Here is an 8816-nt window from a genome sequence, read left to right as displayed (position 1 = left end):
GAGCAACATGGTCAGCCGGGCCCGGGGGCCGGGGAAGCGGATCGCCGGCCTGAAGGACGAAGAGCGTGACGTGATCAACGAGCACGACATCGCGGTCTACCTGATGGGCAACTTCGAGACCTGCATTGAGTACAAGATCCCCACGCTCCGGCGCGGGATCGAGGTGCCGATCGTGCTCTGCGGGGGCCCGGACAAGGAAGTCCTGGAGCGGATCATCAATCCGCCGGTAGACGGGTACGTGGGCAATGTGGGCCGGTTCATGCGGAGGACCAAGGAGGCTGACGAGCTTGCGAAGCTGGATGAGATCATTGAGGAGATCACCCGGGTGCTTGAGAAGAAGCGCGAAGAGATCGCAAAGGACCCCCTCTCTGTCTACCCGGCCCGGCTCATGGGCCTGATCAGGGAGCAGGTCCCCGAGATCCTGGACGTCACGTCGCCAACCCCGCTCACGGTCCAGATTGCCGGCCTCCGCGTCAAGCTCCCGTACGACACGTTTGCCGAGCGGGTGAAGAAGGTTGCAGTCGAGGACGGGATCACGCTCGGCGAGGTGGCAGAAGTCCTTCCCTCGCGGATGCGGGACTATATCATCGTGAAGGTGCTCCCGTTCTCGGAGACGAACATCGCGGTCTGAAACGAGGAACCGGTATGGGAAAGTCATCGAAAGAGACATTTGAGGAGAAGCTTGCGCGGATTGTCGACCAGGGTGCCGACGTAACTGCCGAAGAATGGATGAGGGTTATCGAAGAGGAGTACGGGAAGGTCCCGCTCATCTTCCGGAGGATGGGCGAGCGCCCCGAGGTGCTCATCTCCCACCTGCTGTACAAGGGGACCGTTGCGGAGACCAGCCCGCTCGACCCGAAGTACGTGGAACTGATCAGCATGGCCGTGGGTGCGGCCTTAAAGTGCCCGCACTGTACCGGCTACCACATGCAGGCAGCCCTCAAGATGGGTGCCAGCCGCGAGGAGATCCTTGAAGTTATTTTATTATCGGGTATGATCTCCAACTCGTCCGTGCTCGCGAACGCGTACCGCATTGTTGACGAGAAGCTCGAACGGTGCGTGCCGTGCGAGGTGAAGGGGGTTGGGGGGAAGAAAGAGAAAACTGCTACTGGTAAGAAGCAGACGGCGGGGAAACGCAAATAACCCTCTGGTCAGGGAATAAAAAAGGGGAAATTACTCTTTTCTGGAAACAAGGAAGACGACACTGCCAATCCCGAGTGCCGCAATTACGGACATGAGTCCTATCGGTGTCTTTGTCGGTGCAGGGGAGCCGGATGACGGTTATTCAGACAATGATCCGGCTGAAATTTCATTTCGAATCGCATATATAATATCAAAAAATATTGTACTGCGGATGTCCATTTCAGACGTAAACCTCTGAGCCGGAACAGCCATCGCCAATCAGCAACGGGGTGAATGCCCTGGTTACCAGAACCACCCCGGCGCTCACAAAATACAGGTGTTTTTCATGAGACCATTCAGCATATCGATCATCATTACAGCCGCGGTCCTGCTTTTTCTTGCCCCGGCTGCTTGTGCAGCAGACGACCAGACAGGCAATTCCGGTGCGAGCATGCAGGTAGTAACAGCGATCCCCCTGCCGGTACCCACGCCGGGGACCATAGCTTCCCCTGTCGGCAACTACACGAAACTGGAGATCAACCCCACATATACGCAGTTCGCTCTCAAACCCGGGGAGTCCAAGGACATGACCATCACGGTCAGGAACCGGGACAGCAAAACCGTGACCCTCACGCCCAAAATCAAACTGCAGCCCTACAACATTCCCTATGAACTGGATCCTTCCTGGATTGCCGTCAGCCCGGCTTCCGCTGATGTACCTGCCGGTGAGAGCATAAAATTCACGATGAAGGTTTCAACCCCGGCGGATGCTTCTCGGGGGCCATATAACGCCAACCTGGTCTTTACGGACGAGGAATACCCTGCAGCATACCCGACACCCTACCCGAACTATATCCACCAGATGAATTTCTACGTGAATATCATCGTACCCCCGGTAGTCCAGATATCCCCCTTGTATATCTCCGACCAGGTTGAGGCAGGAAAAGAATACCGGTATACGGTAGAGATCAAGAATACCGGGGCGTCGTCCGTTCAGCTGGCCCCGAAAATCAGCAGCGATAGTTTCATGTCGTATGGTCTGTACGGTGTCACAGAGCCCGGCCTGACTTCTGACTCGTTCCAGCTGATCGCACCCTCTTCGATCCCGCCCGGCTCGACCGGCACTCTTGAAATTATCATGAAGGTTCCCCCAGCGGCGACCGGCTATTCGAACGGGTATATCGATCTCGGTATCGATGATCCGTCGCTTATGCAGGGGGAGGGCCGGGTATCGCTGAACTTCAATATCTGGAAACAACCCGCGGTATCATATGTGAAACAGTTCACCCTGGATGCAGCAGAGCCTGTCTCCATAGAACTCACTTCGGGCTATTCGGGATACCCCGCCCCGATTGCAACCAGTACTATCCGCGAGCCCTCGTTCGAGACCACGATCACCGGTCCCGGCGGGATCGTGACCGCCAGGCCGGTCCAGAAGATTATCCGGGGGTCGGTCAACCTTGATGGCGATCCGATGACCGCATCATTATCGAAGGAGGCCGCCTACCATGAGACCAGCGTTCAGTATACCGTGATATATGCTGTTGAGGGCAAGCCCGGCGTCTGGCAGCTCTCCGTAACCCCGAAAAATACCCAGAATTTTGAATACAAGATTACTCTGGGGAATCCGAATACGGGGATTCCATCCCTGAACCTCTTTTCCTCGACTGCTGCGGTGAGCATGAGTACCGCAGCATAGGGGAGCAGCACCGTCTTCACTAAGTAGCATTGTGCCGGGCTGTCGCAGCGATCGCGGCTCTTGCTATGATCCCTCATGCCAGTCACCGCCCAAGGCATACCCATAACGCCTGACATTAACCCAACCCGACCAATTCGTGGTTCAGGTTGACCTAAAAAAGCGGAAGGTACTCGGTGAGAAATCGTTTATATCGCTGCATCTCACTCCTGACTGCGGACGATGCCGCAACTGTTTCGAAAGATACGTGGGGATCATAAACAGCATCACATCTGTCACACCACGCACTCAGAAATAGCTCACATGTCTGTCCAAGACCGGAATATCACCTGCAATCATGGCGTAGTCGCTACCTCCGGCTGTTTGACCCGAACCATAGGGCAGACATTACAGCCAGCCATCTCCCCGAAACAGAACAGGAATCGTTCCCGGATCGTCCGCGGGAGATCATCCTCAGGGATGGGAACAAACCCGAGCTTCTTGTAGAACGGGATAAGGACCAGCGTTGAATGGATAAAGATCGACTCCGATCTGCATGCCTCAAGCAGCGCTTCGACTGCCATCCGTGCGTATCCTTTTCCCCGGTACTTTTCCGAGGCAAAGACGCAGTCCATCTCAACACCGTCCGGGTGGCGGGTGTGCCGGGCCGTTGCCGCAAGCCGGTCGTCCTCGAAGACACCAAAGATCCGTTCATGCTGCCGGTCTGCCTTCTGGCCGCGGTACTCTTCCCAAAGCTTCTCGGCAAGGAAAAATTCCCCGGGTTCCAGTTCCCTCACGACAACACACATAAAGGATACCTCAGGATCTCCCCGGACAGTCCTTGGGCTCTGTACTATATCAGGATACGGTATCCGAAAGGTTCGAAGGACCTTGAGGAGGAGAAGATTTTCCATAAGGAAAATCTTCGAGTTCCGACAGGTTCGCAAAGCCTCGAAGACGAGAAATGTACAAGGGCAATCTTCGAACTCCGACTGGTTCGAAGAACCAGGAGGATGAGAAGATTTTCCATAAGGAAAATCTTCGACCGTCGCATCCTGCCTGCTCACATACTTATTACCCACCGGTGCCCACCTTTACCATAATGTGCGGGATTGCAGGCCATTACTGTCTGGACGGGAAGGCCCCGGATAGCAACCTCCTCGCCGCAATGGCCGAACGGCTCGCTCACCGGGGGCCCGATGGAGAGGGGCTGAAGATCTGCGGCAGCACCGGCCTTGTCCACCGCCGCCTTGCCATCATCGACCTCACGGACGAAGGCCTCCAGCCGATGACCAATGAGGACGGGACGCTCTGGCTCGTGTTCAACGGCGAGATCTACAATTATGTGGAGCTCCGGGAAGAGCTGCTGGAAAAAGGCCACTGCTTCCACTCAAATTCTGACACCGAGGTCATCCTGCATTCCTACGAGGAGTGGGGCGAAGCCTGCCTCTCCCGGTTCAACGGCATGTGGGCCTTTGCCCTCTGGGACGGGAAGAAGGAGCAGCTCTTCTGTGCCCGGGACCGACTCGGCATCAAGCCGTTCTATTACACGCAGGCGGGGGGGTCCTTTCTCTTCGCCTCCGAGATCAAGGCCCTGCTCGCCCACCCGGATGCCGGGAGAGACCCCGATGACCTGATGCTTGGTACCTTTCTGGCGTGGGGCGTACTCGACCACTCGCCCCGGACCATGTTCGACGGCATCTCCCAGCTCCTGCCGGCCCATTACCTTGTCGTGGATGCAGGCGGACCAAAGCAGCCGGTCCGGTACTGGGATGCCCCGGTAAATCCAAAAATTCATGGAACAACTCCCGATGCGATTGTCTCAGCCCGGCTCCTCGATCTCCTCCGCGATGCAACCCGGATCCACCTCCGGAGCGATGTCGCCGTGGGAACCTGCCTCTCTGGGGGGATCGACTCCTCGACCTTGACCGTGCTCATCAACGACATCATCCGGAAGGAAGTCCCGGCAAGCGTCGGTTCCCGGCAGAAGACCTTCTCCGCGGTCTTCACTGACAGGAGGTTTGACGAGAGCCGGTATATCGATGAGATCGTGCAGGCAACCGGGGTCGATGCCCACCGGGTCGAACCTTCGGCCGGGCAACTCTGGGACGACATCGACCATCTCGTCTGGGTACAGGACGAGCCATTTGGCTCGCTCTCCATCTATGCGCAGTACTGCGTGATGCGGCTTGCACGGGAAAAGGTAAAAGTCGTCCTCGACGGCCAGGGCGCAGACGAGCTCCTTGCCGGGTATATCGCGTACCAGGGAACGTATATTGGCACGCTCTTCCGCTCGTTCCGGTGGCTGACGGCATTGAGAGAGCTGGCCGGCAGCATGAGCCGCCATAGAGGGTTCTTCCGCTCCGCGCCGGGTCAGCTTTGGGAACGGAAAGCACGCCGGAGCCTTTTTGCCTGCCCGAAAGAGACCATCCTGCGGTATGACGCCAGCCTTGATACAGTGCTCCACCGCGAACTTACCGCAACCAACCTGCCCTCCCTCCTGCATTACGAGGACCGGAACTCCATGGCATTCTCGATCGAGTCCCGCGTACCTTTCCTCGATTACCGCTTCGTGGAGTATGTCGCAGCCCTGCCGCTGGACCAGAAGATCCGGCACGGAATCACAAAGACCAGTCTCCGCCATGCCATCAAAGGAATTGTCCCGGAATCGATCCGCTGCCGGATGGACAAGATGGGGTTTGTGACACCGGAAGAGGTCTGGATGAAAGAGGACCTCCGCCCGTTCATCCTGCAGGTCCTTTCTTCAGACACCTTCCGGATGCGGCCGTACTGGGATGCCGGTGCGGTGATCCGGGATTACCTCGCGTTCCTTGAGGGAGAGTCCCCCTACTCTCCCGAGATCTGGCGGATCGTCAACACCGAGTTGTGGCTCCGGAAATTCTTTGACCAGCGCCCTAGCCCGGCAACAGCTGTATAAGATCTCAGGAAAGAATGCAAAGCATATCGCCGGTGCAGAAAGAGAGCGAATCTATTAAATGATCATTTCCCGAGAGATATATAACGACTTCCGGAGTTCCGGCGGATGCCGGATCCATGCCGGATTCTCCTCAGGCGCCCTATGAAATCCATCATCCTTGCCGGCGGAGTCGGGACACGGCTCTGGCCGCTCTCCCGGGAATACTATCCCAAGCAGTTCATCCAGCTGGGCGGCCCCTCGCTCTTCCAGAAGACGTATGAGCGGGCGGTCCGGCTCTCAGGACCGGAAAATATCTGGGTTGTAACAAACGAGATCCACCGGTATCTTGTCAGGAACCAAGCCGAGGAACTCGGGTGTAACCTTGACGACTCCCGCCTGCTTGTCGAGCCGGAAGGTAAAAACACCCTGCCTGCCATCGGGTGGGCGCTGCAACGAATACGGGATACTGATCCGCACGCAACGGCTGCGGTCTTCCCCAGCGATCACATTTTGGGAGAGGTTGCGCTCGACCAGATCCGTGCCGCTGCGCCGGTGGCAAAAAAGTACCTTGTCACATTTGGTGTCAAACCGACCTCCCCCCATACCGGGTACGGGTATATCAGACCCGGGAAAAAACTCCCCGTGGGAAATGTTGTCGACCAGTTCAAAGAGAAACCTGACGAGAAAACAGCAAAGGAATACGTCAAACGGGGGTATCTCTGGAACAGCGGCATCTTCCTTCTCTCAACGGGCTGCTTCTTTACCGAACTGAAAAAATACCAGCCCGGGATGTATAAGGCACTCAACGGGGGTGAAGATCCAGAGTACGAGTCGCTTGACGCAATCTCCATCGATTACGGGCTGCTGGAACACTCAAAGAAGGTTGCCGTTGTACCGCTTGACGCAGAGTGGAACGATCTCGGTACCTTCAGGGCATTGTACGAGACTCAACCGCATGACCAGAAAGGAAATGTCGGTAACGCTGAGTATCTCGCTGCCCGGAACAATTACGTGCATGCGCCGGGCAAGCGTGTCGGCCTGATCGGCGTGAACGATCTCATTGTTGTGGACACTCCCGATGCCCTCCTGGTCTGCCATAACCAGCAGGCAGAGCAGGTCAAGGATCTTGTCACGCGGCTCAACCAGGAGAACGACCCAGTGACACAGTTCCACCGCCAGGTGCACCGCCCGTGGGGCTCGTACACGGTCCTCGAAGAGGGCGCGAGGTACAAGATCAAGCGTGTGACCGTCAGGGCCGGGGAACGGCTCTCCCTCCAGCTCCACCATCACCGGAGCGAGCACTGGGTTGTGGTGAACGGGACTGCCGAGATCGAGCTGAACGGCGAGAAGAAGCTTTTGCGGAAAGGGGAGAGCACCTATGTCCACAGCGGCATGAAACACCGGCTGAAGAACCCCGGCCTCATCCCCCTCGAGGTCATCGAGGTCCAGCTCGGCGACTATCTCGAAGAGGACGACATCGTCCGGTTCGATGACGAGTACGGCCGGAAATAACAAGCCTGCCCTCAAACAATCAGGTTATTTCTTTTTTGCTGATTTACGGTACTTTCCCATACTCTTCGTGGCATAACCAGCGTTCTCCTGGATCAGGCACTCCGGGCGGCTCCCGATAAGGTCGCTTCGTCCTGCCGCTTCCAGCCCTTCGATCACCAGCCCGCGATTGCGCGGCTCCCGGTACTGGAGGAGGGCACGCTGGACCTGTTTCTCTCTCCCCGTTGCCACGTGCACGGGCTTGCCGGTGAACGGGTCGAGACCGGTATAATACATGCAGGTCGAGACGCTCATCGGCGTCGGGGTGAAATCCTGCACCTGCTCGGTATAGAGGTTGTTGTCACGGATATACTCGGCCAGCCGGACCATGTCGCGGACAGTACACCCCGGGTGACCGGACATAAAATAGGGGACGAGATACTGTTTCTTCGCTTTTCTTTCCTGCAGGTGTGCAAACTGCCCGCGGAACCGGTCAAAGACTTCCTGCGGGGGCTTGTTCATCAGGGCCGTCACAGCAGGAGAGATATGCTCCGGTGCCACTTTCAGGTGGCCGGAGACGTGATGGTCGCAGATCAGTCCCAGGTACTCTTTCGGATCTGCCACCACGAGATCATAGCGGATACCGGACCCGATGAAGACCTTCCGGACACCGGGGATATTCCGGAGCGCTGTCAGGAGTTCGCACTGGACAGCATGGCTTGCATGGAGAGTCCGGCAGGCGGGGCTGCAGTGCTTGTCCCGGCACGCTCCCGCCTTCTCCCAGAGATCGCAATACATGCCATACATGTTAGCGGTCGGGCCCCCGACATCCTGTACAATGCCTTTGAACCCTGGCATCTTCGTCATCCGGGTGACCTCCCGCACAAGTGACCCGGTGCTCCGGCTCTGGACGATCCTTCCCTGGTGGTGGGTGAGGGCACAGAACGAGCAGGCGCCAAAACACCCGCGGTGGCTCACAACCGAGAACCGGACCGGCTCAAGGGCCGGAACGGGCTGTTTGTATGAAGGGGGACCTTCGCGGGAGAAGGGAAGTTCGTAGATATGGTCGAGTTCCGGAGTGCCCATCGGCAGGGCTGGCGGGTTCTGGATAATGACGGTCTTTGGGTGGGGCTGGGCAACGACCCTCCCCCGCACCGGGTCCTGCTCTGCATAATGGAGGGCGAATGCCCGGGCATAGGCCTGCTTGTTCGTGGAAACCTCGGAGAAGCCGGGGATCTCCACGATCCCGGGCGGGGGACTGCTCCGCCATTCGGCAAGTTCCAGGGTAAAGGCGGTCCCCCGTATGTCGCGAAGGGCTTTTACGGGTTCTCCGGCATCGAACCGGCGGGCAATCTCCACCATCTGCCACTCGGCCATACCGAACGCAAGGAGATCGGCAGGTGCGTCGGCAAGGATTCCCTGCCGCACCCGGTCCTGCCAGTAGTCATAGTGGGCGAACCGGCGAAGGCTTGCCTCTATACCGCCAAGAATAACGGGAATGCCGGGGAAGATCTGCCGTGCCGTGTTGGCATAGACAATAACCGCCCGGTCGGGCCGCTTCGGGATTCCGCCCGGTGAATAGACATCATCCGTACTCCGTTGCAGGTTCGGGGT

7 protein-coding genes are annotated in these 8816 nt (G+C 57.7%); 5 read left to right on the top strand and 2 right to left on the bottom strand.

Annotation, left to right across the window (positions count from 1 at the left end):
* From CW742_RS03390 to CW742_RS03380, 3 genes are all read left to right on the top strand, one after another.
* The coding region (locus CW742_RS03390; RefSeq protein ID WP_292416461.1) for a methyl-coenzyme M reductase family protein at window positions 1–631 on the top strand (631 nt) is incomplete at its 5' end.
* A gap of 14 nt (window positions 632–645) precedes the next feature.
* Window positions 646–1143 carry a carboxymuconolactone decarboxylase family protein gene (locus tag CW742_RS03385; protein WP_292416458.1) on the top strand — a complete coding sequence of 166 codons (498 nt, stop codon included), beginning with the start codon at window positions 646–648 and terminating at the stop codon, window positions 1141–1143.
* Between the two features lie 325 nt (window positions 1144–1468).
* Window positions 1469–2821 carry a hypothetical protein gene (locus tag CW742_RS03380; protein WP_292416455.1) on the top strand — a complete coding sequence of 451 codons (1353 nt, stop codon included), beginning with the start codon at window positions 1469–1471 and terminating at the stop codon, window positions 2819–2821.
* Window positions 2822–3153: 332 nt separating this feature from the next.
* Here the strand turns inward: CW742_RS03380 and CW742_RS03375 are convergent, their stop codons facing one another.
* Entirely contained in the window at window positions 3154–3606 is a 453-nt protein-coding gene (locus CW742_RS03375) for a GNAT family N-acetyltransferase (RefSeq protein WP_292416452.1), read from the bottom strand.
* A gap of 293 nt (window positions 3607–3899) precedes the next feature.
* Here CW742_RS03375 and asnB point away from each other — a divergent pair, with 293 nt between their 5' ends.
* Window positions 3900–5735, top strand: a complete 1836-nt coding sequence (gene asnB, locus CW742_RS03370; RefSeq protein WP_292416449.1) for an asparagine synthase (glutamine-hydrolyzing) — start codon at window positions 3900–3902, stop codon at window positions 5733–5735.
* A 141-nt stretch (window positions 5736–5876) separates the two neighbouring features.
* Window positions 5877–7226: a mannose-1-phosphate guanylyltransferase/mannose-6-phosphate isomerase gene (locus CW742_RS03365; protein WP_292416446.1), complete on the top strand. Its 1350-nt coding sequence runs from the start codon at window positions 5877–5879 to the stop codon at window positions 7224–7226.
* A 24-nt stretch (window positions 7227–7250) separates the two neighbouring features.
* Here the strand turns inward: CW742_RS03365 and CW742_RS03360 are convergent.
* Window positions 7251–8816, bottom strand: a 1566-nt coding sequence (locus tag CW742_RS03360) for a YgiQ family radical SAM protein (protein ID WP_292416442.1), incomplete at its 5' end; no start/stop codon positions are given.

Origin of the sequence: Methanoregula sp. (assembly GCF_002835825.1) — an archaeon.
In the GTDB taxonomy this organism is placed as follows: domain Archaea; phylum Halobacteriota; class Methanomicrobia; order Methanomicrobiales; family Methanospirillaceae; genus Methanoregula.
The sequence above is the reverse complement of the archived record's forward strand: the minus strand, read 5'-3'. Positions and strand labels throughout refer to the sequence as shown.